We start from the raw sequence: 24,653 nt of genomic DNA, 5'->3' as shown, positions 1-24,653 counted from the left end.
CTCAGCACCAGTCCATGACAACGATGAGGCCAATGAGATCCGGGGCCTCTTCTTCCAGCGCTTCTTTGTGCGCTTCACTGCGCACGCCGACGTGGTAGTCAAATCCGCAAGCCAGAGCGAGGGCGCGCTCGTGCCGCAACTCCTGCACCTGACTTTTGACCACGATGACCTGTAGGTCGTCCGTGTACGTGTCGAACTTGTCGGTCTTGACCTCCCACAGCGTGCGCGTGGCCAGTTGCAGCGCGTCGAAGTTCTTCCCATTCACGAACACATCGCCGCCGGGAAAACTGTTGTTCGGAATTCTGTCGGCGCACATGTCGTGCAGTTTATTACCGCCAAGGTGGTACGGCACTGGAGCGGGCTCGCACCTGCGGCGATCTCGCGCCGAAGTCTCGGGTGGCTCCACAGGAGGTAGATCCGGCCCCTTCGGCTCCGGCTTGGGCCTTTTTTTAGGCGAGGGTTTCTGTGGAGTGGTCCGCGTTTCAGGCACGGGCCGCGTTTCAGGCGCGGGCCGTACCTCGGGAAGGCCCATATCCAGAGCATACGCATCCAGGGCCTCCTTGATGACGAAGCCCACTAACACCACGCCCGCGATGATCACCGTTCCCACGACGAGTTCCGGCGCCGCCAGGACACAGAGCCCGACTCCCAGGGCAGCGGCACCGGCAGAGGCCACCGCGCATCGCCCCGTGGTGTCGTGAAACTCGATCCGGTCATGGTCGAGGGCATGAAAGCACCGCTCCGCCAGCACGGGCCAGGGCTCGGAAGCCTCCTGTACGGCGCAACGCCCCCCGTCCGTCCAGGGCAGCGTCGCCGCTCGCTGGAGGTTGGCCAACCTCGGGTCCCGGGCTGCTGGCCCTCCTGGGCCGGGCGCTGACGTAGCGCAGGCTGAGACATAGAGTAGAAGTGCGATACACGCTCGGAGATGCATGGCCAGGTCCTCCAAACAACTCAGGACCTCGAGGGTCCTGGCGGGGCCGCTCGGAGTATGACAGCACGCCCAGACAGCCACGAATCGGCACGTGAGTGGAGCGGCAGGGGGCCAGAGCCGAGAGCGTCACGTCGAGCGGCGGCACCTAATCATCTATGACGACGCGGGGCCGGAACTTGTTGTCGGGGCCCTGGATGTAGGTGAACACGATGGGGAAGTTGAGGATGGCGGCATCGGGGCTCCGGTCCACCTTGGTGGGCTCCACCAGGGCGCCCTCCTGCGGCATGACCGCCCATGTCTCCACCCCGAAGCGATTCCTGTTGTCGTTCAGGGCCGCGCCGCAGAAGGGCACGGGTGGGCCCTCGGGCGTGGGATGGAGCTTGTCGAAGTAGATGTAGACCCGGTCCGGGAACACCTTCGCCTCACCCGTCACCTTGAAGTAGTCCTCGTCGTTCACGATGAGCTCGCCCTGCACCGGCCCGCTCTTGATGTTGACCGTGGCCAGGTGGTGGTCTGGCCCCGCTTCCGTCACGTTCACCAGCTGGACTTCCATGATGGACCGGAGACCCAGCCGGCTGGCCGTCTGGCGGGCCTCGGGTGGGCACTGCGCGAGGAGGGGCTCCATTTCGGGGCGGACGGGCGCGCTCGCGCACCCCAGGAGGTTCGCGGCGGCGGCACAGGCACCCAGCCACGTGCACAGGCTGCTGGCGGGATGGGGCTGCGAGAGGGTGTCGTCGGCTCTGCGGGAGGGTAACAAGGAGTGGTTTCCTTTCTCGGTGGAACCCGCGCCGGAGCACGCCAGCTCGAAGGCAGACACGCACTCCTCGCGGACCAGACTCCACCCTACCCCGAGTAGCCCCGCGGTGACGGCGAGTACCAGGAGTGCCCTCCACCGGAGCCCCGGCTTCCTCGGCTCCTTCTGTGCGTCCGCCGTCTGGCCGGCCGGAGAGGACGTTCCTGGCACCCCGTTCTCATCTGGAAGGGCAGGAGGCGCCTCATCCCGAGCCGCGAAGGCATACGGGCGCGTCCATGGCTCCGAGTCTCCCTCCGCCTCCAGCATCCGCATCAGTTCCTCGTGGACGGCCCGGGCGCTCGGAGGGCGCAGCTCCGGCTTCTTCGCCAGCAGCCGCATCGTCAGGTCATTGAGGACTGGCGGCACCCGCGGGTCGAGCAGGAGGGGCTCTTTCGGGACGACTGACTCGATGGCGAGCAGCAGCTTCGCCTGGGGCAGCCGGGGGCTGAAGGGATGGCAGTCGGTGAGCACCTCGTAGAGCAGGGCACCCAGGCCGTAGAGGTCCATCGCGGGAGTGGCGGAGAGATGCGCTCCCTGCTCCCACTCGCCGTTGATGAGGAAGGTGGCGCACTCGGGAGGCAGGTTGTGGAACGTGGTGGGCGGCAACACCTCTGTCAGCGTGTAGGCCCCGGGCAGGAAGGCCGAGCCGAAGTCGGTGAGGAAGAGCTTCTCGTCCCCCTCCCGGATGAGGAGGTTGTCCGCTTTGAGGTCCCGGTGCACCACGCCGCGCTCGTGCAGCTCCGCGAGCACCCGTGCCACCTCGGCCACCTCCTTCACCTGTCGGCGCAGCGAGGAGTGTGTCTTCCAACGCCACCGGTTGAAGGTGCACCCGGGGATGTACTCGGTGACGACGAAGAAGTAGCCCGAGTCCGCGTCGGGCCAGCGTCCCGTGGCGTAGACCTTCGGCAGGTGGGGATGCCGGAAGTGCCCCAGCACCACCGCCTCGCGGACGGCCCGCTCGTCCACGCGCGACTCGTCCTCGGCGCTCGGCGGCCGCGCCGCCATCTTCATCGAGAAGAAGTGGCCCCCGTGTTCCACGAGGAGGACGGTGGAGAAACCGCCGGAGCCCAGACGGCGGACCACCCGGTAGTGACGCACGCGGTGGCCCGGGCGCAGCTGGTCCGGGTGCAGGGGGCGCTTCATGGGTTCACCTTCAGTTCCTTGACGCGCAATGTCCGGGGGCCGTCTTCCTCCAGGGTCAGTCCCACGCAGCCAGCCCCCTCGGGCATCGGCGTGGTGAAGGTGTGGAACTGATATCGCCCAGAGCTACCCGAGGTGATGCGCACGGGGAGCCCCTCGCCTCGAGGGCACCCGGCCTCCAGCCGGACCCGGACGAGCCGCCAGGGCCTGGAGTGACGGCGGTCGGCTTGGAGGGTGACGGTGACGAAGAGGTATCCCTCCAACTGGAGGGAGGACTCGACCCAGGCCCGGAAGCCGCTGGCCGGCACGGTGGCCGTCTTCATGTCCGGGACACGGAGCGACAGCCTGGGACTGCCGCCTCCTGGTACGTGGCTCGCGAGCAGCTCGCGGGCGACCGCGTCCACCTCGTTTCCGTCCGCCACCGGCTCGGCAAGCACGTGGGCTCGGGCCACCCACGCCTCCGCGTCCACCACCTCCTTCCGGGTGACGAGCGCCAGCGTCAGCGAGACGGGCTCTCCGGCCTCCGTGCGTCCCGTCACGGGCAGCAGCAGGCGTTGCCCCTCCAGCAGGTTCTTCACGGGGGAGAGCACGAGGGAGCGCTCTCCAAACGGAGCGACTTCGACATGCCCCTGCCACTCCGGTCCTGGCAGTGCGCGCGGTTCCACGAGGTCCACGAAGCGGACGCGGGTGACCGTGCCCGAGTCCACGTACAGCACCGGGGGTGCCTCCGGCCGTCCCGCGACGAGCACCGTGCCGCGCCGCGACTCGGGCCCGGTGGCCCGTGCGGGTTGTGCGGCGAGGGTGGTGACGAGAAGGAGCCAGAGCAGGGCTGTCCATGTGCGAGGGCGCACGGGGCCTCCGGGAAGAGGCTCGCACCGTAGAGGAGCCTGCCCGTCCGGACAAGGACTGCTCAACCGGAGCGGTCACTCCGGAGCAGGTCACTTGACGAATCGGTAGGGGGCGTATGGGCCACCCGGGGCATCTCCTTTGGAGGCGCGTGTCCGCGAGCCCATCCGTGCTTCTCAGTCTGGCCGTGAGGGCTCGGGTTCAACCTCGAGATTGATGGTGTATCCATCGGCCATCGACAGGGGGTACAGGGCGCGGCGTTGGACGTTGGCGTGGTTGACCGCGAGGTGGACTGCACCCGCGATCATCACCCATTCGCGATCGGGCGGCTCGGCTTGCGCTTTCAGCCAGGCCTCGGCCATCTCGCGGCTGGCGAATGAGGCCACGGGGATGGGGGGTACATCCTGGACGAGCTCCGCGAGGTAGTACTCCATTGCGGGCCACGGCATGACCTTGCGGTGGTTGATGTCTCGGAGATAGACGGCTTGGTGGTACTGGTCTCCAATCAACACCAAGGCCCTGCTGGGCGGTTCGGACGTGTTTTCCAGCCAGGTTGTTGCCTCTGCCTGCGTTCCAAATGCGGCGATGACGCGCGGCGGAGCGCCGGCTTCGAGTCTCTGCATATGTTCGTCCAAAGCGACGAACTCGCCGTTCAAGACGATGTAATGAAACACGTCGAGGAGAATGCGAATCGGCTCATGGTCATTGGTACAGTTCGGCCCGGCCAGCAACTGATTGAAGAAGCCATGGGTTCTGGCCAGAAGCTCTCGGATGTTCGCGCTACCAGCGGCTCCTGGTTCGTTGGGGGCGAGAGTGCGCGATTCGACCCGTGCCGGGCTATCTGAGGCCAGGTTCTTGCGAAAGTCCTCGAACCGGTAGTGCTGGCCGGTCGCGGAGATGAACGAGAGGGTGTAGCCCGCACACTCCAGGATTCTTTCTCGCTCAGGGGATTGCTCCTCCTTCCAGAGCCTCCCGAGGAGCTTCTGGGCTTCGATGAGTGCATCGTGGATTGGCATCAAAGATGACTCTACCCGCGTATGCTCACGGGCGGTGTTCCTTTCCCTGGACGAGGTGCTCGAACGGCTGGCGCACGATGCCGACGAGCGCCTCGAGTGGCAGGCATCCCACGGCCTTTGATGTCATTCTCCAGTGGTGCGGGACTTCGACATGGACGGGGCGTGCGCGAGCCCTCTGCACGGAGGCGCGCGGATGCCCCATGTCTCCTGGGAAAAAGAGAAAAGTGGAAATTCCTGGAATTTTCTCCACCGCATCCTGGAGAATGCCCGGGCAGTCCTTTCCCCCCAGGAGCTTCTCTTGTCGTCCAGACTCTGTGCGTTCGTCCTCCCCCTGCTGATCGCCACCTCCGCCGCGGCGCAGACCCCGGTCATCTCCTTTCCGGTGAGCGGCCCCTATACGGTCACCGGTACGCTGCGCGCCGGCCAGCCCTTCACCGTCCAGTACGCGCTCGACCGGCTGAAGACGTGCCGCGCGACGTACAGCGGCATGGACACGTGGTTCATCACCGTCGAGTACCGCTTCGACTACGGCACCTTCCAGAGTGCCTATGTGACCACCACGAGCGGGTACAGGCGGGAGCCCGCGCCGGCCACCATCACGGCACCGGTGGGGGCGCGCACCCTCGAGATGCGGTTCAAGAACTGGGACCGCGGGAGCTGCGTCGCCTACGACCCGAGCTCCTGGCCCATCTACACGTTCACGCTCCAGCCGTAGCGGAGCGCTCCAGCAAGGCTCCAGCCCAGGTGAGGCCACTGCCCACCACCGCGAGTGCCACCGCGTCGCCCACCTGGGGGTTGTCCCAGTTCTCCGAGAGCACGGTGGGCGCGCCCGAGGCCCCACAGTTGCCCCGGTGCTCCACATTGTAGAAGTGGTGCGCGTCGGGCACCTCGGTGCGCCGCTGCACCGCCTCCAGCATGCGCAGGTTGGCCTGGTGTCCGATGAGGCTCAGTCCGTCCGGGGTGCGTCCTGGTGAGGCCGCGAGGTAGTGCGCGCGCAACGCCAGGAACGTCTCGCTGGCGCGCTTGATGGCGAAGGCCTGCACCGCGGAGCCCTGCTGGGTGAAGTGGCCGGCGCGGGGCACCTTCACCTTGTCCGCGCCCGAGGGGCTTCCGCCGAGCAGGGTGTGCGTGATGCGCCAGGGGCCGGGGATGCGCGGGCTGATCAGGGCGGCGCTGGTGCCATCGCCCCACAGCACGCAGCTGGAGCGGTCCGCGTAGTCCACCACGCGGGTGGAGTTCTCCGGATTCACCACGAGGATGAAGTCTGGCAGCCGCTCCGGCCGCATCCCGGCGAGGAAGTGCAGCTGCGCGCAGAACGACGAGCAGGCGGCGTTGAGGTCCAGCGAGGGGGCCTCGATGCCCAGTGCCTCGGCGATGCGGCAGGCCTCGGCTGGAATGCACTCGTCGGGCGAGCAACCTCCGGCCACCACCATTCCCACGTCCTTCACGTCGCGCCCCGCGCGCTGGAGGGCCATGAGCGCCGCGCGCCTGCCCGTCTCCGCGTTGGAGTACAGCGCGGCCTCGAGGGCTCCGCGCACGTCCCGGTTGCGGGTCTCGCGGAGGTAGTCGAGCGGCAGCACCGTGTGCCGGGTGCGGATGCCCACCCGCTCGACAATCCATGCGTCGTCCGTCTCCAGGCCGATGTCCTGGAGGAACGCGTTGGTGATGAGGTTCTCCGGGTGGAAGTGTCCGAGCGCGTGGAGGAACATGCGGACCGTCTACCCGCGCCACGTCATCGCTTTGCCACGGCCGCGAGGATTTCCCACGCGAGTCCGGCTCTGACGCGGTGCGCGTACGCCGCGCACCGCGTCATGGCCCGCATGGCTGCTCCTGGAAGGCCAGCGAGCCGGCCATCGTGAACGCCTGCGGCGTGGAGTCGCGCACGTGCGTGCTCCCATCGACCAGATGCACCTCCACGTCCACCATCGGGTAGCCCGCGAGCACGCCTCTCTCCATGGCGCCGGCCACGCCCTTCTCGATGGCCGGGATGAACTCCTTCGGGATGACCCCGCCATTGTTGCGGTAGCGCTCGATTCGAGTGGTGCGAGACATAAAAGACTCCCGTTCCCGCCGGGTGCACGCACCCGCGGGTTGAAGACAGACACTGGTTGAGAGGATTCAGACGCTCGGGAGGCTTCGGGCGCGCACACGCATGCCCGGGAGCGGCCGCTCAGGGACGCTCGGGACGGTGTGAGGACACACGAAGGCCCGGGATGATCAGCGGCGGAACAGAGCCCCTGCGGTACACGGGAACCAGCCAACCCGCGTACCAGGGAACCCGGTCCGCCTGATCAAATGTCGAGCAGAACCTTGTTGCGGGAGCCGAGACGCACGTCCGCCATCGGCGCGAACTCGCGCTTGGACGGCACACCCAGGATGGTGGTGACGGGCCTCATGACGCGAACATAATTAAGACATCAGCGGGAATTGTCAATCCTGAGCAGGCATTGACGCGGGAGGGCCCGGTGCTTCGAGGCGTGCGTCCACCCGCCGGCTCAGGCGTTCGCCATTTCCTTCTTCTCGGCCGTGGAGGCCCGGCGCATGGGCTGGGCCTTGCCGTACGTCAGCGAGCGCGTCACCCACTCGACGGGGCCGAAGCGGAAGCGCGCCAGCCACAGGTGGCTGAAGACGATCTGCAGGGCGAAGAGCACCAGGGTCAGCGCGAACTGCGCCGCGGGGCTCTTCAGTTTCTCCATGAGCCCCAGCCCGTAGCCGTAGAAGAAGAGCACGCCCAGCACCGACGTCAGCAGGTAGTTCGTCAGCCCCATGCGGCCCACGGGGGCGAGCACGGTCAGCCACCGGCGCCACTTGTCGCGCTGGAAGAGCAGGGTGATGCCCGCCGCGTAGGCCGACGCCATGCCCAGCTCTCCCAGGTGGCGCATGGGCCCCATGACGAACGGCAGCCACGGGAGCGATCCGGGTTGGAGGATGTTCCGGATGGAGAGCAGCCACACGACGATGGCCACGCTGCTGGCGGCGAGGCCCAGTCCCAGGCCCCACCCGAGCAGCCGGCGGAAGAAGCGCAGGTGCTGGTGCGCGTCATGGAAGAGGCGGCGGCGCCCCGCCCACAGCCCCAGCAGGAAGCGGCCGGCGATGACGGGCAGGAGGGCGCTGAGATTCCAGAACAGGTCTTCGCAGTAGTACGCCCCGCCCACGCGCACCGTGTCGAGCCAGGAGCCGTGCGAGAACGCCTCCAGCACCCGGGCGCGGAGGGCCAGGCTGTGCTCCATGGCGGCCTTCGCGGCCTCCTCGGTGGCTGGCGAGCCGAGCAGCTCTGTCACCCGCGGGACGATGAGCCAGAGCAGGGGAGCGAGGAAGATGAGCACGGCGGCCCAGACGAGGAGGGTGCGGTCCGTGCGCTTGTGGAACAGCAGCAGGGTGAAGCCCAGCACGGCGTACGTGCTGACGATGTCGCCCTGGAAGAGCAGGAACAGGTGCGCGAGGCCGACGCCCAGCAGCACCACCAGCCGCCGCGCGTAGAGCGGGACGACGGAGGTGCCGCGGCCCTCGGCGCGCTCGAGCTGCACCACGAACCCCAGGCCGAACAGGACCGAGAAGAGGGTGATGAACCGGCCGCCGATCAGCGGACCGAAGGTATGGATGATGACGGCGTCCAGCCCTGACGACTCCCGGTAGAACGTCTTCACCTCGGCGAGCGGGCGGAACATGAGCCCGCTGAACCACAGGTGGACGTTGGCCAGGAAGACGCCGCTCAGCGCGAAACCCCGCAGGGTGTCGAGCAGGACGAGGCGCTCGCCCTCGTCGACGGGACGGGCCTTCAGGGCGGGGGAGGCGGGGGGGGTGGAATCCATGGCGGGGGAGTATCGCAATGCCCGCGCCAGTCCCACGGGGGCCCCTCCCATGTGGGACAGCCATGCCCGCGCCCTGGGGCGTTCCCACTTCTGGGACGGGCCCCTTCAGGACCGGACATGCGCGGCGGCGGGCGCCGGCTCACTCGGGGTGCAGGCGGCCCTACACCCGAGGCGAAACAGCCCGCCCGGAAAATCAACCGTGGGGCTTGCCCGGATATCCGGCCCACGGGTCCAAGGTTTTGGGAGTGCCAGCAGGAGGCCCGCGCCGATGACGATCCTATTGCAGTTACAATCCAGCGGCGGTGGGCCTCGGCTGGGCTGGATCGGGTCTGGTAGAGTGCCCTCCCCCCCATCCCCGACCAACGCTTTGAGCCGAGACGACTCGCAGCAGATCTCCCTGCTCTTCAACCAGCACGGCCCGCGGGTGTACCGCCGGGCGTTGCGGTTGCTGGGCAATCCAGCCGACGCGGAAGAGGCCACGCAGGAGATCTTCATCCGGGCCTTCCGCGCCGCCGGGAACTTCCGGCAGCAGAGCCAGATGACGACCTGGCTCTATCAGATCACCACCAACTACTGCCTGAACCAGATCCGGGACCGCTCGCGCCGCACCCGGTTGCACGAGGAGCACGTGGAGCCCATGGCGGACGACGGCTCGCGGACCGGGCCGGTGAGCCCCGATGACCTCGTGCTGCTGCGCCGGTTGCTCTCGGAGGCCGACGAGCGCCAGGCCGCCGCCGCCGTGTACGTCTTCCTCGACGGCATGTCACACGAGGAGGCGGCCTCGGTGCTGGGCGTGTCCAAGCGCACGGTGGGCAACCTGCTGGAGCGGTTCCAGGAGTGGGTGAACGCGCGGACGGCGGGAGGCTCGGAGGGCACGCCTCCTCCTCCCCCGGCTCCGCCACCGCCGGAACGAAAGACCTCGGGTTTCCTGGGATTGGGAAGGAGGCGCTCATGAAGCCGCCTGACTTCGTCAAGTTGCGCGCGGGAGGGCCGGAGTGCCCCTCCGATTTCACGTTGGATCGTCTCCACGCGGGCGAGCTCCCGCCGGAGGAGGCGCAGCGGACCGAGCGCCATGTGGCGGGCTGTGCCGATTGTGGCGCGCGTCTGGCCGAGCGCCGGGCGGGCTTCGGCGCCATCGACGGCGTGGATCCGCGCGTGATGCTGGGGCGTATCCGCAAGGGGCTGGATGAGCCCGCCCGGGCTTCGAGCTCCGAGCGGCTGCTCGGCTGGGCACGCCGCCTGCTCGCCCCGATGGCGATGGTGGCCACGGCGGCCGTCGTGCTGCTGGTGGTGGTCCCCGGCCAGCAGGGGACGCGGATGAAGGGGGCGCTCGGGCTGCACGTGTTCCGCCTCGTGGGCGACCATGCCGAGGAAGTGGTGAGCGGCGACACGTTCGCGCCGGGCGACCGGCTCCGCTTCAGCGTGGACGTGCCGGCGGAGGGCCACGTGACGGTGCTCGGCGTCGAGGCGTCCGGGGCGCTGTATACGGCGTGGCCGCTGGAGCCCGGAATGCAGACGCGCTTCGAGGAGGGGGACGGCATCGCGCTCCCGGGCGCGGTGTCGCTCGACGCGCAGCCAGGCCGCGAGATGCTCTACCTGGTGCACTGCCCGCTCGAGGTGGGCACACCGGAGTGCACCTCGGGCGGCGCCGGGGAGAAGCCCGTGTGCCCCGAGGGCTGCGCGATGACGCCGTTCATCCTGGAGAAGGGCGGATGAGCCGGGGATGCGTCTTCCTCCTGGGCCTCGTGCTGGCGGTGCTCGTGTCCCCGCTGGCTCAAGCGCTCCCCGAGCACACCTGGGTGGTGGCCATCGGCCATGACCAGGGCGCTCCCAACGAGGTGGGCCTGCTCTTCGCGGAGCAGGACGCCCGGGCCTTCACCGACGTGCTGCGCCAGCACGGGGGCGTCTCGTCGCGGCGGACGATGTTGCTGCTCGGCGATGACGCGGCCTCGGTGCGTCGCGCGCTGCAGGATGTGAACGCCGCCATCCGCGCGCAGGCGGGGGCGGGGCATCCCACCGCGCTCGTCGTCTTCTACTCGGGCCATGCGGATGCGACCGCACTCCATCTCGGGGGAACGGAGCTGCCCCTCGAGGAGCTGAAGACGCTGGTGGCGGGCTCGCCGGCCGGCGTGCGTCTGCTGGTGCTCGATGCCTGCCGCTCCGGCTCGGTGACCCGGGTGAAGGGAGTCAACGCCGCCGAGAGCTTCGACATCTCCCTGAACAACAACATCGCCACCGAGGGGCTGGCCATCCTCACCTCGAGTGCCGCGGGCGAGTCGAGTCAGGAGTCCGATGAGTTGCGTGGCTCGTTCTTCACCCACCACCTGATGAACGCGCTGCGCGGCGCGGCCGACCATGACGACGATGGCAAGGTCACGCTGACCGAGGCGTATGGCTATGCATATACCCAGACACTGCGCTCGAGTGGCCAGACGGTGGCGCTGCAGCACCCCACCTACTCGTGGGAGGTGAAGGGGCGCGGCGAGCTGGTGCTGTCCACTCCGGCGGAGACGCAGGGGAAGATGGGGCGGCTGCGGCTCGGCTCCTCCTCGCTCTACCTCATCCTGGAGGGGCGGCGGGGCGGGCCCGTGGTGGCGGAGGTCTCGCCACAGGGCAATCGCCGGGAGCTGTCCCTTCCCGCGGGCCACTACTTCGTGCAGCAGCGCAGCGCCGATGAGTACCGCGAGTACCAGGTGGCCCTGGCCGCGGGCGCCGTGGCCGACGTGGCCTCGCTGCCCTTCGAGACCGTCCGCTATGACCGGCTGGTGCGCCGCCGCGGTGGCGAGAAGCGCTACACCCATCATGTCGACCTGCTCGGGGGCGCCCAGGGGCAGATGCTCGCGGGAGACGGCATCGCGCCGCAGCTCCGCGTGGGCTATGGGCTCGACTTCGATTGGGGCTCCGTGGGCGTGCGGCTGCGGGGCATGCGGAGCCAGAGCTCCGGGCTGGACGGGTTGCTGCCTCGCACCCATGACGAGCTCGGCCTCGGATTGACGCTCCAGCGTTTCGTCGATTTGCAGCCCGTGAGCCTGGCGTTCGGGCTCTTCGTCGAGGGCGTGTACCACCGGCAGAGTTTCGACACGCAGCGGGTGTCTCCGGACCGGCAGGCGCTGGGCGCGGCCTTTGGCGGAATCCTGTCGGTGGAGCGGCACCTGGGGGCGGGGCTCGCACTGCGCCTCGAGGGCGGGCCGGTGACCGGCCTCTTCCAGCGGGCCGTGATGAAGAACGGGGTGGCGTCGGATGAGCGTGAGCTGGCGACCCCACTGACCTGGTGGGGCGCGGGAGGACTCGTATGGCGCCGGTGAGCACCGAGGGCAGGGCTGCTTCCTCTCTTCTTCGCGGGCTCGTCTGCGTGCTGGCGGGCGCGGCACTCGCCTGCGGAGAGACGCTCGTCGACGAGACGTACTCGGGGACGCCGCTGTTCACGCTGCGGGGACGGGTGGTGGCCCCCTCGGATTATGTCGATGAGGAGGACGCCGAGGTCTTCCTCATGGTGCTGTGGAGCCTGGGCGGTGCGGCGAAGGCGGACAGGCTGGTGCCGCAGCCGGGGACCACCCGCCGCATGGCGTTCTTCCGGTCCTTCGAGATGCACCTGTTCGACGAGCCCGGGCCCGAGCTCCTCTACACCACGCCCTCCGGCGCGCGGTATGGCATCGCGCGGCTCGGGGCGTTCCGGGATGCGAATGGCAATGGGCGGAAGGACGACTCGGAGCCTTTCGAGGGCTACTCCCAGAACGCCTTGATTCGCGTGCCCGTGGCGCTGTCGGGCGGTGATTCACCCACGGGGACTCCCTTGAGCGCGGGGTGGCACCTCGTCTCGACCCCGATGATGTGTCCGTCCTCCATCCGGCCCACGACGCCCGTGGCGGATGGCGAGTGCGGCGTGCCGCTCGGGGCCGGGTGCAAGAGGGACTCGGACTGTGGGGGCGGGGTGTGTGTCCTCAACTTCGTCGGAGAGTGGTCCGGTGGGGCCTGCCTCATCCCGGAGCCTCCGCCGAATGGCTGCCGCCAGAAGGGCTCGGTCCTGCTGCGGGCCCCCGCGCCGGACGCGACGGCCTATTGGATCAAGGCCTGTACGGTGACGGAGGACTGTGGGCGTCTCCATCCCTATCAGTGCGACCAGCAGCTCCGCGGGTGCAGGCCCTCGGCCGAGGTCGTCGTGGACGTCAACGGGCGGGATCCGGCGCGCTCCTTCTGCGTGGAGCAGGGGGCTCCGCCTCAGTAGCGGGGTCGCCCGCGAAACAAAGCCCCCGGGAGGCATGCCTCCCAGGGGCCGTTCAACTCACGTTCCGCTCAGCGTGCTCGGGACTAGTACGCGCCCTTGAGCGAGGTGCTGGAGTAGGAGCTGTAGCCGCGCAGCATCACGTAGTAGCGGCCGGAGGTGGTCTTCGCGGCGAAGGAGCACGTCTCGTTGTTGCCGGAGAGGTACGGGCGGCAGTCGTACGAGCTGGTGCTCGGCGTCGAGCCGAACTTCACGTACATGTCCGCGTCACCCGAGCCGCCGCTCAGCGTGAAGGTCACCGCCCGGCTGGCCGGCACGTCCAGGTGGTAGTACTTCAGCGAGCCCGAGGCACCGGAGATGCCGGTGATCGCCACGTTGTTGGTCAGCGCCGTGGAGGCCGGGGGAGGCGTCGAGGCGCCCACGCCCACCGCCGTCCAGGCCGCCGACACGGAGGCGACCTCGGCCGTGGTGTAGCCCAGCGCCGTCGCGGCCTGCTCCGTGTACGTCTTCGCCTGGGCGAAGGTGGTGGAGGCCGTGAAGAGGTCGCGGTTGGCGCGGTAGAAGATCTGACCGGCCTTCTGGATGCCGATGCCCGTCACCACCGTGCTGGTCATGCCGCGCGGGTGCGTGCCGCCCTGGCTCAGCAGCACGAACGCCAGGTTGGCGATGCCCGAGTTCCAGTGCACGCCGCCGTTGTCGGACGTGCCCGTGTAGCGCGTGGGGTAGTAGTCGTAGGACGAGCCGTCCTGCGTGGGGTTGGCCATGTAGCGGAGCGCGTCACCCGGGGTGTTGGGCGTCCACACGTCATCGCCCACCATCCACACCGCCGCGTCCACCACCCAGCCGCGCTTCCACGACTCGCAGTAGGCGCCGAAGATGTCGCTCATGCCCTCGTTGAGAGCGCCGGACTCGTTGGAGTAGGTGAGGTTGGACTCGGAGCTGGTCACCGCGTGCGTCAGCTCGTGCACCGTCACGTCCAGCGACTTGCCCAGCGGCGCGGACTGCACGCCGTTGCTGTCGCCGTACACCATCTGGCTGCCGTTCCAGAAGGCGTTGGTGTAGTTGGTGCTGTAGTGCACCGTGCTGCGCAGCTGCGCGCCCGCGCCGTTGTACGAGTCACGCGCGAAGTTCACGCTGTAGCAGTCGTAGGTGGTGCCCAGGTGAGCGTAGTTGTCGTCCACGTGGGTGTCGCCCGTGGCCGCGCCACCCTCGGAGCGCCTGAGGGTACCGGGCAGGCTGGTGCCGTTGTTGGCCGAGTACACCGCGCGGTTCTTCGCGGAGTGGATCTCCGTGGTGGTGTCCTCGATGGCGCCGGTCAGCGCGTTGACGAACACGTGGTCACGGATGGGCAGGTCCGCGCCCTCGCCCGTCACCACCACCTCCCAGGCCAGCCGCAGACGGCCGTCCTGCTCGGAGCGGATGTACACCAGGCGGGCATCCCCCTCGGTGGCGATGTGGCGGCCCACCGTGTTGTCCAGGGCGGCGGCCTTGGCGGCCTCGCCGGAGACGCGCGCCTTGGCCGGGACGAGCTCGCCGTCACGCGCCGAGCCGTTGGCCATGAAGATCTTGCCGCTCGGATCCTTGTGGATGATGAGCTCGCCGCCCATCACGGGCAGGCCGTTCTTGGTCTGGCTGTAGCGGATGTGCGAGTTGCCCTGCTCGTCCACGCTGGTGCGCGTCATCACCAGGTCGGCGGTGTCGAGGCGGAAGGCCGCGGCGATGCCCTGCAGGCCGTTCACGTTGTCCAGCGAGCCCTTGAGCATGAAGGGAACGCCATCGTCGTTGGAGCCAACGACCTCGGCGGAGGGCAGCGCGGCGAGCGCGGCGCGCACGTCACCGAGGGAATCGGCGGCCGCGTCGGACTTCGGGGCGCCCTCGGGCAGCTGCGAGTTGTCGACCTCGCACGCGGCGAGGGGAAGCGCGAGCAGCGCGGCGGCAAGGAAACGGGTGCGGATCACGAGATCTCTCCTGACCGACGGCGGGGTGCCATCGGACGGCTCCCGCTAAAGCAGGGAACGCGCCAACCCCGTAAATGCTTGGAACTCCGAAGGTTGCGGCCCCATGTTTAAATTTTGTGGAGCAAGTATGTCACGCCCGCCTGCCTTCCGGATGTAGAGCGTGTTTACACGGAGTAGGAAGAATCACCTGATTTCAATGGTTTGAGACAACTCAATCCGGGGTGTCCTGGATTCGGACAGGAGTGTCCTGGGTCGCGACAGGCCCGCCACCCGGTCTCCGAGTCCGGAAAATACCGTGTCAGGACGCAGGGTCCCTGGCGTCTTTTCCGGCTCCCTGACTCCAAATCCGGGCGTGCGGGGTTCAACTCCCTGGCGGCCTGCCACTTCTTCCTTCTCGTCACTCCGCCTCGTCCGGCTCCACGAGCTCCGTGGCGCCCGAGTCCTTGCGCAGCGGGAGGATGGACGCCCGGGCGTGCTTCTCCAGCGCGGTGGCCAGCTCGTGGGCGTGCGTGGTGACGAACACCTGTCCCTGCCGGCTCGCGGTGGCGATGAGGCGTCCCAGTGGCTCCAGCAGCGAGGGGTGCAGGCTCGTCTCCGGCTCGTTGAGCGCGAGGAAGGGCGGGGGACGGGGCGACAGCAGCGCGGCGAGCAGACAGAGGTAGCGCAGCGTCCCGTCCGACAGCTCCGTGGCTTCCAGCGGGCGCACCAGCCCGGGCATGTGCATGCGGAAGGAGAAGCGCCCATCCTCGCTGTCGAGCTCCAACCGTGAGCCGGGGAAGGCGCTCTCCACGGCCGCGTGCAGCGCGCGGTCATCGCCGATGTCGTCGATGGTCATCAGCGCCGCCGCCAGGTCCCTCCCGTCGTGCGCGAGCGCGGGCGTGCGCACGCCCACCTGCGCGTGACGCAGGGGCGAGTCCGGGTCGGTCCGGAAGTGGTGGTAGAAGCGCCAGCGGAGCAGCTCCGCGCGCAGCGCGCTCAGCAGCGGGAAGCGGTGGGGCTCGGAGAGCTGGGCCAGCACGGACTCGCTGCTCCACAGCTGGGCCGCGAAGGTGGTGCGGTGGCCCTCCGCGTCGCGCGCGAAGACGCTCTGGGACTTGCGCTCGGCCACCACGTGCCGGCGCTTGCCCTCGTGCACCCAGACCGTCTCCTCCTTCACGTCCGGGTCCAGCGAGAAGGGCCCTTGAGGGGGCGGCACCACCCCGCAGGACAATTCGTAGGCCAGGTCCTCCAGCCGCACGCCCACGGTGAGCCGCAGCGGGGCGGACTTCGGCGCGCTCTTCGGACGCGGGCCCGCCCACAGCACGGAGGGCATTCCGCCTTCCTCGGCCAGGGTGCGCGCCAGGGTCCCCTCGGCACCGGCGAGCAGCAGCTGCAACGCGCGGTAGACGTTCGTCTTGCCGCTGCCGTTGGGGCCCACCACCACCGTCACGGGGGCGAGCGGGAAGCGCAGCGCCCGCACCGAGCGGTAGTTCTCGATCCACAGCTCTTGGACGGGCATGGGCTAGCGGCTCTTGCGCCAGGCCTCGAGCTCCGCCTTCTTGCGGACACCCACCTCGTCGAGCCGGTCCTGCCAGGCCTGGCGGTAGGGCCGGAGCGCCTCCACGAGGGAGCGCGCCACCACGAGGTTGCGGTACCACTTCGAGTCCGCGGGGACGAGGGTCCACGGGGCCTTCTTCGTCGAGGTGCGCGAGAGGGCCTCCTCGTAGGCCTGGGTGTAGTCGTCCCAGTGCTCGCGGTCCTCCCAGTCTCCGGCGTTGATCTTCCACGCCTTGCGCGGCTCCTTCTCCCGGTCCACCAGGCGCTGCTCCTGCTCCTCGCGGCTGATGTGGAGGAAGTACTTGAGGATGAGGGTGCCGTGCTCGGAGAGCATCTCCTCGAAGTCGCGGATGTGCCCGTAGCGCTCCTTCCAGAGGGACTCGGGGACGAGCCCGTGCACGCGCACGACGAGCACGTCCTCGTAGTGGGAGCGGTTGAAGATGGCGAGCTCGCCCTTGCGCGGCGCATGGCGGTGGATGCGCCAGAGGAAGTCGTGCTCGCGCTCCTCCTCGGAGGGGACGCCGAAGGAGGTGACGCTGACGCCTCGCGGGTTGAGGAAGCCCGCCACGTGCTTGATGGTGCCGTCCTTGCCGGCCGTGTCGCGGCCCTGCAGGACGATGAGCACCGAGTTCATCTTCGCGCCCCACAGGAGATCCTGCAGATCGAAGAGCTCCTCGCCCAGCGCCTCGAGCTCCCGCTTCGCCGCGTCCCGGTCCGCCTTCTTCGGGGGGGCCGCGGAGATGCCGTCGAGTTTGACCTTCTCGCCCTGCTTGTCGATGGTGATGATGTCCATGCCCACACCTCCCGTTGGCTCCCGTGAGCAGGTTTCCACGGGGCGTGAGGGCTGACAACCCGGACTGTCCACCCGTGGAATGGTAAGGTCCGGCCCCATGCAGCTCATCATGAACCCGGGCGCTCTGGATGAGCAGACGTTCGTGCTTCCCGAGGGCCCCGTCACGATCGGGCGCACGCCGGAGTGCACCGTCTGTGTCGTCCACAAGAGCCTGTCGCGGCGGCATGCGCGGCTGGAACGGGTGGGCGGGCGCATCGTCCTGGAGGACCTGGGCAGCAAGAACGGGACGTTCATCGGCTCGGCCCAGGTGCGGCGCCACGAGCTGCGCGAGGGGGAGAGCTTCCGGTGCGGCCAGGTGTCGTTCCGGCTCGTGCGCACCTCCCCCTCGTTCTCGCGGGAGCCGATGCCGACCCAGGTGCGCTCGCTGCAGACGCGCTTCTCTCCCACCACCATGGGCGAGCTGCTGCGGCCATATGCCGATCCCGAGTCGAACACCGCCCTGAAGATGAAGCCCGTGAGCGGCGACGTCCGGGCCCACAACAAGCTGCAGATCCTCCTCAAGGTGAGCCAGCTGCTCTCCTCACCCGGCTCCATCGACGAGGTGTTGGACCGCGTCCTCCAGCTCGTCTTCCAGATATTGGAGGTGGACCGGGCGGCCATCCTGCTGGTGGAGCCGACCAGTGGGCAGCTGCGTCCGCGGGTGGCCCGTGCGTCGGGCGAGCTGCCCGCGGGGCCCTTCTACAGCCAGCACATCGTCGACTACGTGCGCAAGCACAGCGTGGCGGCGCTCTTCTCGGATGCCCGGAGGGATCCGCGGCTGGGCTCCGCCGACTCGGTGCTGAAGCAGTCCATCTGCGCGTCCATGTGCGTGCCCCTCAAGCCCCGGGACACGGTGATGGGGGTGCTCTACCTGGACAACCTCTCCCGGGCCCATGGCTTCACCCAGGAGGACCTGGAGTTCCTCACCGCCTTCGCCAACCAGGCGGCCATCGCGCTCGACAACTCGCTGCTCCGCCAGCAGCTCGAGGAGGAGGCGGTGATGCGCACCACGTACCTGCGCTTCTTCCCGCCGGCCACCCTCAAGAAGCTGCAGCTCGCGCGCAGCGCCCACCTGGGCGTCATCGAGACGGAGGTGACCATTCTCTTCTCGGACATCAGCCAGTTCACCGCGCTGTCCTCCACGCTCGAGCCCCGGCAGGTGGTGGACCTGCTCAACGAGTACTTCCCGGTGATGGCGGACATCGTCTTCCGGCACGAGGGGACGCTGGAGAAGTACATCGGCGACGCGCTGATGGCGGTGTGGGGGGCGCCCGTCGCGCACCCGGACGACGTGGACCGGGCGGTGCGCGCCGCGGTGGAGATGCAGCGGGCGCTGGCGCGGTTGAACGCGCGCTGGCGGGCCGAGGGCCGGCCCGAGCTGAACATCCACGTGGGCCTGAACACGGGCCGGGTGGCGGCCGGGAACATCGGCTCCGAGCAGTACCTGCAGTACGCCACCATTGGAGATGCCACCAACGTGGCCAGCCGGGTGTGCGCCGCCGCCCGGCCCGGGGAAATCCTCCTCACCGAGGCCACCTTCGAGCGCTGGCGGGAGCGCGCCTTACCCGTCACGCCGCTGCCGCCGCTCCCGGAGCACGGACGGCAGGAGCCGCTGACGCTCCACCGGGTGGAGTGGCGAGGGCCCCTCGGGGAGTCCTCGTACACCGGCTGACGCGCCCCGGGTCCGGGTGCTCCCCTTGACGGCTTAGGGGATGCTGGGGACTCTTCCCTCGACACCTGAGGGGAGCGTGCGCGTCGCTCCCCCGAGCACCTGAGGGGACGAGCGACATGGCGGGCAACTCGCTGGAGTTGATGCAGGGCACGCTGGACGTGCTGATTCTGAAGAGCCTGTCGTGGGGCCCGTTGCACGGGTACGCGGTGGCGGAGGTGGTGAGGGAGCGGAGCGGGGAGGAGCTGAAGGTGGAGGAGGGGGCGCTCTACCCGGCGCTGCACCGGCTGGAGAAGCGGGGCCTCTTGGAGGCGGAGTGGGGCCTGTCGGAGAACAACCGGCGGGCGAAGTTCTACCGGCTCACCTCGGCGGGCCGGGCGCACCTGAGGGCCGAGACGCAGGCGTGGCAGCGCTACGTGGCGGCCGTGTCCCGGGTGCTCGAGGCGGCTTGAGGGCGCCCATGCGCTACCCGGTCACGCCCCCGTCACACCCCCGTTGGTACTCGTTGCTCCACGTCGGACGAGGCGCATGGGGGGACTCCCGCGCCCGCGACGAGGAGTGACGCATGAAGAGCGCTGAGACGACGAAGGTGGTGCGGGCCGCGCGGGACCTGGCTCCGGTGATTGCCGCCCGGGCCGCGGACATCGAGTCGGGACGGCGGTTGCCCTTGGACCTGCTCGCTCCATTCAAACAGGCGGGGTTCTTTCGCGCCTTCGTGCCCCGGAGCCACGGTGGCTTCGAGGTGGACCCGCGGACCGGCTGCGAGGTGCTGGAGACGCTCGCCCGCGCGGATGGGGCGGCCGGCTGGACGACGATGATCGGCATGGAGAGCCCGCACCTCTTCGCGCTCCTGCCGCGCGAGCGCTTCGATGCCATCTACTCGGCCGGTCCGGACGTCATCATGGGCGGGGCCTTCAACGCGCAGGGGCAGGCCGTGGTGGAGCAGGGAGCGGCGCATGTACGCGCGCGTCCCGCTCCTCGAATCTCCCGTCTTCCAGCTCGAGCTCGGCCGCGTGGACACGAGCGTGCGGGCCGCTCACGCGCTCCTGTACGCCACGGCGGATGAGTTCTGGGCCGCGTGCGTGAACGAGCCCGCGTCCGCCGTGCCGCTGGCCCCGCGCCTGTCGGCCGCCCTGGCGTGGGTGACGGAGAATGCCTCGGGTGTAGTGGAAACCTGCTATCGCGCGGGAGGGGCCAGCTCGCTCAAGGAGGGCTCGTCGTTGCAGAGGCGCTTCCGTGACATCTACACCTTCAGGCAGCATGCGGCTGCCGCTGAGGGGTGGTTTGGTCAGGCCGGGGCCTCCCTCCTCGAGCAGCCGACGGGATTCTGGACCTGAGGACGCTCCCTCGAGAGCGCCCGGGGTGCTCGGCTGCTCCATGGAGTGGCGGGGGGGAAGTCGTGACGGACTGGCGGTTGGAAGTGCTCGGGGGAGCGCGGCTCCTGGGGCTGGCGGAGCCCCTGGAGGTGCAGCGTCGTGTGGCGGCGGTGCTGGCGTGGCTGGCGTTGGAGGGGCCCACGCCCAAGTACAGGCTGGCGGGCATGCTGTGGCCCGGCTCCGGCGAGGACACGGCGCGCAACAACATGCGCCAGTTGCTGCGCCGGCTGCGGGTGGCCACCGGGACGGACCTGGTGCTCGGCGGGGACGTGGTCTCCCTCTCCGAGCGGGTGTGCACCGACGCGGTGGAGCTGGAGGCCCATGTCTTCGCGGGCCGTCACGCGCAGGCGTTGTCGCTGGCGGGCTCGCTGCTGGGCACGCTGGACTTCGATGACTGCCCGGACTTCGAGGCGTGGCTGCTCCGGGCCCGCGAGCAGCTCGAGGCCTTGCGGTGCCGTGCCGCCATCGCCGAGGTGGAGGCCCGCGAGCAGCAGGGAGACCTGGCCGGGGCGCTGCACTTCGCCGAGCGGCTGCTGGGGTTGGCGCCCCTGTCGGAGGAGGCCTACCGGCGGTTGATGCGGCTGCACTACCTGCAGGGAGACCGGATGGCGGCGCTCACCCTCTTCGAGCGCTGCCGGAAGATGTTGTTCGAGGAGTACGACGCGGCGCCGCACCCGGACACGCTGGCGCTGGCGCGGGACGTGGAGCGCGGACAGGTGAAGCCCCGCGCCGTGGAGAAGAGGCTGGAGCGGACGCTGCCGCTCTCCGTGCTGCGTCCGCCGGTGCTGGTGGGCCGCGCGCGCGAGTGGGCGCGGATGGAGGCGGCGTGGGGGTCGAGGCAGCTCATGCTGCTGCTGGCCGAGCCGGGCGTGGGCAAGACGCGGCTGGCGCATGACTTCGCGGCGTCGAAGGGGCGCTACCTGGTGTTCTCCGCCCGGCCCGGAGACGCGGAGGTGCCCTACTCCCTGTTCGTGCGGAACATCCGGGAGATCTTCGCCGGGCGGCCCGAGCTGCGGCTGGGCCTGGAGCCATGGATTCGCCGGGAGCTGGCGCGGGTGATGCCCGAGCTCGCCGCGCCCGGGGAGCGGATTCCTCCCGTGCGGGACGAAGGGGAGCGCGTGCGCTGCCTGGACGCCTACAGCGAGGTGCTCCGCCGCTGCACCGAGGGCGTGGACAGCTTCATCACCGATGACCTGCAGTTCGCCGACACCGCGAGCCTGCAGGTGGGGGCCTATGCCCACGCGCGCTTCCACTCGGCCGGCACCTTCCCGCTCATCATCGACTGCTGCCGCAGCGGTGACTTCGGGGGCGAGGCGCTCGCCATGACGAAGCGGCTGGAGGCCGCGGGGCTGGCGATGTTCATGTCCCTGGAGCCGCTCCCGCCGGAGGCGGTGGGTGAGCTGCTGGAGAGCCTGGAGCTGCCCGGGGCGGAGTCGCTCACCCGGGAGATGACGCGCTACACGGGGGGAAATCCCCTCTTCATCACCGAGACGCTCAAGCATCTGGTGGAGTCGGGGAGCCTGGAGCAGGGGTGGCCGGAGCGGCTGCCTCCACCGGGGCGGGTGCGCCCGCTCATCCAGCAGCGCCTGGAGCGGCTGTCCCCGCTGGCGTTGCAGCTGGCGCAGGTGGCGGCGCTGGCGCTCATGGAGTTCAGCCTGGAGCTGGCCGGGGAGGTGCTGGAGGTGAGCCCCCTGTCCTTCGCCGAGCCGCTGCGCGAGCTGGAGGCGGCGCAGATCTTCCGGGGTGAGCACTTCACGCATGACCTGGTGTTCGAGGCGGTGAAGGACTCGATTCCCTCGGCGATGGGGGGCCTGCTGCACCGGCGCCTGGCGCAGCGGTTGGAGGCGAGGCGAGCGGCCCCGGCGCTCATCGCGCAGCACTGGCTGGAGGGAGGGGAGACGCGGCGCGCGGTGCCCTTCCTGCTGGCGGCGGCCCAGGTGGACGAGTCCCACCTGCGCCGGACGGAAGCGGCGACGAACTACGCGCGGGCCGCGTCCATCCTGGAGTCCTCGGGTGAGCTGGAGGAAGCGGCCCGGTGGAGGAGCAGGATTCCCTCGGGGTGACGTCAGAGGCCGGGCGTGCACACCGTCCGGGGAGGGACGTGTCATGGAACTGGTCCTCTTCATTGGATTGCAGGGCTCGGGAAAGAGCAGCTTCTACCGGGAGCGCTTCGCGGGCTCGCACGTGCATGTGAGCAAGGACCTGTGGCCCAACGCGCGCAAGCGGGAGGCCCGGCAGCGCAGGCTCATCGCCGAGGCGCTGGCCCGAGGGGACTCGGTGGTGGTGGACAACACCCATCCGCTCGTGGAGGACCGGGAGCCGCTCATCGCGTTGGGCCGCGAGCACGGGGCGCGGGTGGTGGGCTACGTCTTCGAGTCGGACCTGGAGACGTGCCTGGCGCGCAACGCGGGGCGGGTGGGGAGGGCGCGGGTGGAGGACAAGGCCCTCCACATCACGTACCGGAAGCTGCGGTGGCCCTCGAGCGCCGAGGGATTCGATGCGTTGTTCCACGTGCGGGTCCGCCCCGAGGGCGGCTTCGACGTGAGGGAATGGAGGGAGGGACATGAAGCCGGATGATTTCGAGGCCCGGATGCGGGAGGGCGAGTTCTTCCACTCGCTGCGGCTGCTGAGGGGGGCGTGGTGCGTGCTGAGGGTGGACGGGCGGGGCTTCTCGCGCTTCACGGAGGCGCGTTACGAGAAGCCCTTCGACGCGACGCTGCACCAGCAGATGGTGCGCACGGCCTCGGCGCTGCTGGAGGAGCTGCAGGGCGTCTACGCGTACACGGAGAGCGATGAGATTTCGGTGCTCTTCCGGCCGGACTGGTCGCTGTTCGACCGGGAGGTGGAGAAGCTGGTGTCCATCTCGGCGGGCGTGGCGAGCGCGACCTTCACGCACGTGGCGGGAGTGCCGGCGGTGTTCGACAGCCGGGTGTGGATGGGGGTGAACGAGAGGGAGGTGGTGGACTACTTCCGCTGGAGACAGGCGGACGCGACGCGCTGCGCGTTGCACGGCTGGTGCTACTGGACGCTGCGCAAGGAAGGGCAGAGCGTGGCGCAGGCCTCGCGGGAGCTGCACGGCAAGTCGGTGGGCTTCAAGAACGAGCTGCTCTTCCAGAGAGGCATCAACTTCAACGAGCTGCCGCTCTGGCAGAGGCGGGGCTCGGGCATTTACTGGGAGCAGTACGAGAAGGAGGGGGAGGACCCGCGCAGTGGCCGGAAGGTGAGCACAAAGCGCCGGCGGCTGAAGGTGGACGAGTCCCTCCCGATGAAGGAGGAGTACGACGCCTACGTGCGGGAGCGGATGAACGCCCCCGCCCCCTTCGCTTCATGAACACGACCTCCCGTGTAGCCGACTGATGAGGTGTGTCCACAAGACCGGGGCAGGCTCACTACATGAAGATCCCCGGGGCTGTTTCCAGGGCGGCACGCAGCTCCTCGACTGTCGTCTCCGACTTCTTGGCGATGGTGGGCGCGTGCCAGACCGACGCGACCGTGCCCTGTGGCGGATCGCACACCGTCCTGATCACCGAGTCGAAGGAGCCGGGCCACTCACACCGCGCCAGCTCCGCGGCATGCCGGCGTGCGTCCAGGAAGGTGAAGCACGGCCAGCGCGGCAGTCGAATCGTCGTCATGTCGCAGTTGAAGAACCGGCAACCGTTGAGCTGCGCCTCCGTGAAGTCGCAGTCCTCGACTCCACCGGCCTTCCACCTCTCGTCCACGTCCTCGCGGAAGCCGAAGTCATTGCCGGTAAAGCGACCCTTGAACCGGCACCCCGTCAGCTTCATCGGTGCCCAAGGCAGGCCCGTCAGCTGGCCCTTCGCCTGGATGGTGCAGTTGATGAACTGGCCCGACATAGGCACCAGCGACCGCCCAGCCGCACTGATGATGACAGTGGAGTCGCGCACCGTGAGGTCGGGGCCGAGCCAGTAGATCGGGCCCTTGGCCAGCTCCAGCCGCTCACCGACAATCTCTCGCTTTTCGTAGTGGATGTTGGGAGTCACTCGGGTCTCAGAAGAAGATCATACGAAAGAAGGTGCTCGCCATCCGTCGCCCGTGCAGCGCGAAGTTCGACTCCGTGCCAGACAGGATCTCGTAGTGGTAACTCTGTCCCCCCGGGCCCGTGATGTCGACACCGCGGCTGTTCCACGACAGGCTCGGGAACCGCTGCTTCATCTGCAGCTCCACCCACCGCCCGCGCGCCTGGCGCTCCAGGAGATTCGCGCGGTGCTCGAGACCGCGGCTTCGCACTGCGTCGATGGCCCTACGCTCCTCGTCCCTCAGAAACGCCTGGGACCACTTCGCCGCAAACTCCTTCACCGCCGCCTGCAGCTCGTCGCCCAGCCGGTCCTCCCCCGGGATGTCCCCGTAGCTCTTGCCTCGCGGGAGGACGGCGTCCACATACTGCACCCCCGACATCACTCCCCAGCTCCGAGCAGGTGACGGTGACCTTGCGTGGGCACCCCCTCCAAGGAGTGCGGCTGCCAGTTACTCAGGCCTTTCGTACCCAGGACGGCCAGCGTTA

At 69.1% G+C, this 24,653-nt stretch carries 23 protein-coding genes and 1 pseudogene; 12 read left to right on the top strand and 12 right to left on the bottom strand.

All coding sequences use genetic code 11. The features are described 5' to 3' along the window. Position 1: 1 nt before the first annotated feature. The 4 genes from VFZ09_RS40700 to VFZ09_RS40685 all read right to left on the bottom strand — a co-directional run bounded on the left by VFZ09_RS40700 (position 2) and on the right by VFZ09_RS40685 (position 4,726). Entirely contained in the window at positions 2-751 is a 750-nt protein-coding gene (locus VFZ09_RS40700) for a DUF6310 domain-containing protein (RefSeq protein ID WP_329733181.1), read from the bottom strand. A 325-nt stretch (positions 752-1,076) separates the two neighbouring features. Then, positions 1,077-2,867 carry a serine/threonine-protein kinase gene (locus VFZ09_RS40695; protein WP_329733180.1) on the bottom strand — a complete coding sequence of 597 codons (1,791 nt, stop codon included), beginning with the start codon at positions 2,865-2,867 and terminating at the stop codon, positions 1,077-1,079. Beyond that, positions 2,864-3,715, bottom strand: a complete 852-nt coding sequence (locus VFZ09_RS40690; RefSeq protein ID WP_329733179.1) for a DUF2381 family protein — start codon at positions 3,713-3,715, stop codon at positions 2,864-2,866. The genes VFZ09_RS40695 and VFZ09_RS40690 overlap by 4 nt, the downstream gene beginning before the upstream one ends. A gap of 171 nt (positions 3,716-3,886) precedes the next feature. Beyond that, the gene (locus tag VFZ09_RS40685; protein WP_329733178.1) at positions 3,887-4,726 is read right to left on the bottom strand and encodes a hypothetical protein; all 840 of its coding nucleotides are present in this window, start codon (positions 4,724-4,726) and stop codon (positions 3,887-3,889) included. A 298-nt stretch (positions 4,727-5,024) separates the two neighbouring features. On the opposite strand from VFZ09_RS40685, the gene VFZ09_RS40680 reads away from it, so the two are divergent. Beyond that, a complete protein-coding gene (locus VFZ09_RS40680; protein ID WP_329733177.1) occupies positions 5,025-5,441 on the top strand; it encodes a DUF6209 family protein in 417 nt (138 codons plus the stop codon). Here VFZ09_RS40680 and VFZ09_RS40675 read toward each other — a convergent pair. The 3 genes and pseudogenes from VFZ09_RS40675 to VFZ09_RS40665 all read right to left on the bottom strand — a co-directional run bounded on the left by VFZ09_RS40675 (position 5,425) and on the right by VFZ09_RS40665 (position 8,538). Then, positions 5,425-6,435: a ketoacyl-ACP synthase III gene (locus VFZ09_RS40675; RefSeq protein WP_329733176.1), complete on the bottom strand. Its 1,011-nt coding sequence runs from the start codon at positions 6,433-6,435 to the stop codon at positions 5,425-5,427. The genes VFZ09_RS40680 and VFZ09_RS40675 overlap by 17 nt on opposite strands. A gap of 121 nt (positions 6,436-6,556) precedes the next feature. Continuing rightward, positions 6,557-6,739: pseudogene (locus VFZ09_RS40670) on the bottom strand (hypothetical protein); the annotation flags it as partial. Between the two features lie 482 nt (positions 6,740-7,221). Then, a complete protein-coding gene (locus VFZ09_RS40665; RefSeq protein ID WP_329733175.1) occupies positions 7,222-8,538 on the bottom strand; it encodes a DUF418 domain-containing protein in 1,317 nt (438 codons plus the stop codon). A 367-nt stretch (positions 8,539-8,905) separates the two neighbouring features. Here VFZ09_RS40665 and VFZ09_RS40660 point away from each other — a divergent pair, with 367 nt between their 5' ends. Genes VFZ09_RS40660 through VFZ09_RS40645 form a run of 4 tightly spaced genes read left to right on the top strand, consistent with a single transcriptional unit; the run spans position 8,906 to position 12,763 of the window. Next, entirely contained in the window at positions 8,906-9,493 is a 588-nt protein-coding gene (locus VFZ09_RS40660) for an RNA polymerase sigma factor (protein ID WP_329733174.1), read from the top strand. Further along, the gene (locus tag VFZ09_RS40655; protein WP_329733173.1) at positions 9,490-10,254 is read left to right on the top strand and encodes a zf-HC2 domain-containing protein; all 765 of its coding nucleotides are present in this window, start codon (positions 9,490-9,492) and stop codon (positions 10,252-10,254) included. The genes VFZ09_RS40660 and VFZ09_RS40655 overlap by 4 nt, the downstream gene beginning before the upstream one ends. After that, the gene (locus VFZ09_RS40650; protein WP_329733172.1) at positions 10,251-11,843 is read left to right on the top strand and encodes a caspase family protein; all 1,593 of its coding nucleotides are present in this window, start codon (positions 10,251-10,253) and stop codon (positions 11,841-11,843) included. Before VFZ09_RS40655 ends, VFZ09_RS40650 begins: the two co-directional genes overlap by 4 nt. After that, positions 11,831-12,763 carry a hypothetical protein gene (locus VFZ09_RS40645; protein ID WP_329733171.1) on the top strand — a complete coding sequence of 311 codons (933 nt, stop codon included), beginning with the start codon at positions 11,831-11,833 and terminating at the stop codon, positions 12,761-12,763. Before VFZ09_RS40650 ends, VFZ09_RS40645 begins: the two co-directional genes overlap by 13 nt. Before the next feature lie 83 nt (positions 12,764-12,846). On the opposite strand, the gene VFZ09_RS40640 is transcribed toward VFZ09_RS40645, so the two are convergent. From VFZ09_RS40640 to VFZ09_RS40630, 3 genes are all read right to left on the bottom strand, one after another. Further along, the gene (locus VFZ09_RS40640; RefSeq protein WP_329733170.1) at positions 12,847-14,718 is read right to left on the bottom strand and encodes a M4 family metallopeptidase; all 1,872 of its coding nucleotides are present in this window, start codon (positions 14,716-14,718) and stop codon (positions 12,847-12,849) included. A 397-nt stretch (positions 14,719-15,115) separates the two neighbouring features. Further along, complete coding sequence (locus VFZ09_RS40635) at positions 15,116-16,216, bottom strand: AAA family ATPase (protein ID WP_329733169.1); 1,101 nt, start codon at positions 16,214-16,216, stop codon at positions 15,116-15,118. A gap of 3 nt (positions 16,217-16,219) precedes the next feature. Beyond that, positions 16,220-17,047: a polyphosphate kinase 2 family protein gene (locus VFZ09_RS40630; protein ID WP_329733168.1), complete on the bottom strand. Its 828-nt coding sequence runs from the start codon at positions 17,045-17,047 to the stop codon at positions 16,220-16,222. Between the two features lie 97 nt (positions 17,048-17,144). Here VFZ09_RS40630 and VFZ09_RS40625 point away from each other — a divergent pair, with 97 nt between their 5' ends. The 7 genes from VFZ09_RS40625 (at position 17,145) to VFZ09_RS40595 (ending at position 23,462) form a co-directional block, all read left to right on the top strand. Continuing rightward, positions 17,145-18,758, top strand: coding sequence for an adenylate/guanylate cyclase domain-containing protein (locus VFZ09_RS40625; RefSeq protein ID WP_329733167.1), 1,614 nt, complete (start codon positions 17,145-17,147; stop codon positions 18,756-18,758). Between the two features lie 116 nt (positions 18,759-18,874). Beyond that, complete coding sequence (locus VFZ09_RS40620; protein ID WP_329733166.1) at positions 18,875-19,207, top strand: PadR family transcriptional regulator; 333 nt, start codon at positions 18,875-18,877, stop codon at positions 19,205-19,207. 113 nt (positions 19,208-19,320) lie between these two features. Further along, positions 19,321-19,821, top strand: coding sequence for an acyl-CoA dehydrogenase family protein (locus VFZ09_RS40615; RefSeq protein WP_329733165.1), 501 nt, complete (start codon positions 19,321-19,323; stop codon positions 19,819-19,821). After that, entirely contained in the window at positions 19,712-20,092 is a 381-nt protein-coding gene (locus VFZ09_RS40610; protein ID WP_329733164.1) for an acyl-CoA dehydrogenase family protein, read from the top strand. Before VFZ09_RS40615 ends, VFZ09_RS40610 begins: the two co-directional genes overlap by 110 nt. Before the next feature lie 62 nt (positions 20,093-20,154). Beyond that, positions 20,155-22,194, top strand: a complete 2,040-nt coding sequence (locus VFZ09_RS40605) for a BTAD domain-containing putative transcriptional regulator (protein ID WP_329733163.1) — start codon at positions 20,155-20,157, stop codon at positions 22,192-22,194. A gap of 43 nt (positions 22,195-22,237) precedes the next feature. Continuing rightward, positions 22,238-22,708 carry an ATP-binding protein gene (locus tag VFZ09_RS40600; protein WP_329733162.1) on the top strand — a complete coding sequence of 157 codons (471 nt, stop codon included), beginning with the start codon at positions 22,238-22,240 and terminating at the stop codon, positions 22,706-22,708. Beyond that, positions 22,695-23,462 (top strand): tRNA(His) guanylyltransferase Thg1 family protein, encoded by a 768-nt coding sequence (locus tag VFZ09_RS40595; RefSeq protein WP_329733161.1) that lies wholly within the window; start codon positions 22,695-22,697, stop codon positions 23,460-23,462. The genes VFZ09_RS40600 and VFZ09_RS40595 overlap by 14 nt, the downstream gene beginning before the upstream one ends. Before the next feature lie 58 nt (positions 23,463-23,520). Here VFZ09_RS40595 and VFZ09_RS40590 read toward each other — a convergent pair whose 3' ends face one another. Together VFZ09_RS40590 and VFZ09_RS40585 are read right to left on the bottom strand one after the other, a co-directional pair. Next, entirely contained in the window at positions 23,521-24,132 is a 612-nt protein-coding gene (locus VFZ09_RS40590) for a hypothetical protein (RefSeq protein ID WP_329733160.1), read from the bottom strand. 7 nt (positions 24,133-24,139) lie between these two features. Further along, positions 24,140-24,547 carry a hypothetical protein gene (locus VFZ09_RS40585; protein WP_329733159.1) on the bottom strand — a complete coding sequence of 136 codons (408 nt, stop codon included), beginning with the start codon at positions 24,545-24,547 and terminating at the stop codon, positions 24,140-24,142. Positions 24,548-24,653: the final 106 nt, after the last annotated feature.

Origin of the sequence: Archangium sp. (assembly GCF_036277355.1) — a bacterium.
In the GTDB taxonomy this organism is placed as follows: domain Bacteria; phylum Myxococcota; class Myxococcia; order Myxococcales; family Myxococcaceae; genus Archangium.
Note: the sequence above shows the minus strand (reverse complement) of the source record. Positions and strands in the feature narration are given on the sequence as shown.